This is a genomic window from Pseudolactococcus raffinolactis NBRC 100932 (genome assembly GCF_001591765.1).
Lineage (GTDB): Bacteria > Bacillota > Bacilli > Lactobacillales > Streptococcaceae > Pseudolactococcus > Pseudolactococcus raffinolactis.
In genome coordinates, this window is sequence record NZ_BCVN01000091.1 from 1 (window position 1) to 1,129 (window position 1,129).

Genomic DNA, 1,129 nt, shown 5'->3' on the forward strand with positions numbered 1-1,129 from the left:
GCTAAGAAAACTGTCCCCCGTAGTAGCGCTCCAAAGGTTTTTTGGAATCATTTTGTAAATTTCGTTAATGAAAAACTATAAAATTTTACTGACAGAAAACTTGTCAGAAAATTAACTCACAAAAAAAGCCGTCAATTTACTGACAGCTTTTTTATTATCCTTTAGAATTTACAATTGCAAGTAAAATTGCACCTGTTACGAACAGAACAATCCCAATTCCAACATAAACCAATTCTTTTTTGGTTTTCTTTTCACCAAGGAAGAGAATTCCTCCAATAGTTGAAATGATAACACCTAATTGTGAGAATGAAAAGGCAATTACGTTACCAGCAGCGCTTGCAGCCATAAGCATAAAGATATTACCTACACCAAACATTGCTCCATCAATCATATTTTCATAGACATATTTATCCATTTTAATTTTGAAACGACCCATCACAAGTGCTCCAAAGATCATTCCAACTGACATTGGCAAGATAATTGTCAGTGCATCAAAATGAACATTGAACCAAAGTGCTGCTAAGTTATTAAAAAGAATAACATAGGTAACATATCCCAAAGTTGAGTAAGTTAAAGCAGTCAATCCTTTAGTATAATTACGTCCTTCTTCAACAACTGCATTTTCTGGGTCACGTTTAGCTGAGAAATAGAACCCAACTACCAAAACAGCCATCGCAATAAATCCGAGAATAAATTGAATTTGTTTTGTCCATTCGTGGAAAGCAAAAACCCCAATCAAGCCACCAATTACTAATTGACTCCCTGATGAAAGCGGACTTGCTACTGAAACACCCATGTATTTCATTGAATTAAACTGACCAAATTGTCCAATTACCCAAAGCAATCCACCAATAAATCCAATTAAGAAAATTTGCCATGTCAACGTTGGCATGCGGAATAAGAAAACAATAAGTGCAAAAACAAAAGCGCCCAAAGTCATTCCAAGCGTTTGTTGTTTAGCATCACCACCAAATTTATTAGCTACAAGTCCGATAGAACCCCAAGCAAACATTGGAACAAGCGCGAGAAGAACTCCTTGCATGTTTATATTTACCTCCTTAAAATAATTTTTTACTTAAAAAATTAAACATATCTCTATATTACTCTTTTTTCGGGAAAAAACAAGAGA

The 1,129-nt window shown here is 34.5% G+C and carries 1 protein-coding gene; it reads right to left on the reverse strand.

Going from position 1 to position 1,129, the window contains the following annotated elements; translation table 11 throughout:
• Window positions 1–154: 154 nt before the first annotated feature.
• The gene (locus LRA01S_RS10550) at window positions 155–1,042 is read right to left on the reverse strand and encodes a GRP family sugar transporter (RefSeq protein ID WP_061775558.1); all 888 of its coding nucleotides are present in this window, start codon (window positions 1,040–1,042) and stop codon (window positions 155–157) included.
• Between the last annotated feature and the right edge of the window lie 87 nt (window positions 1,043–1,129).

Excerpts from the sequence above, each read along its gene's own strand:
- LRA01S_RS10550 (WP_061775558.1), bottom strand. The coding sequence starts at position 1,042 with ATGCAAGGAGTTCTTCTCGCGCTTGTTCCAATGTTTGCTTGGGGTTCT.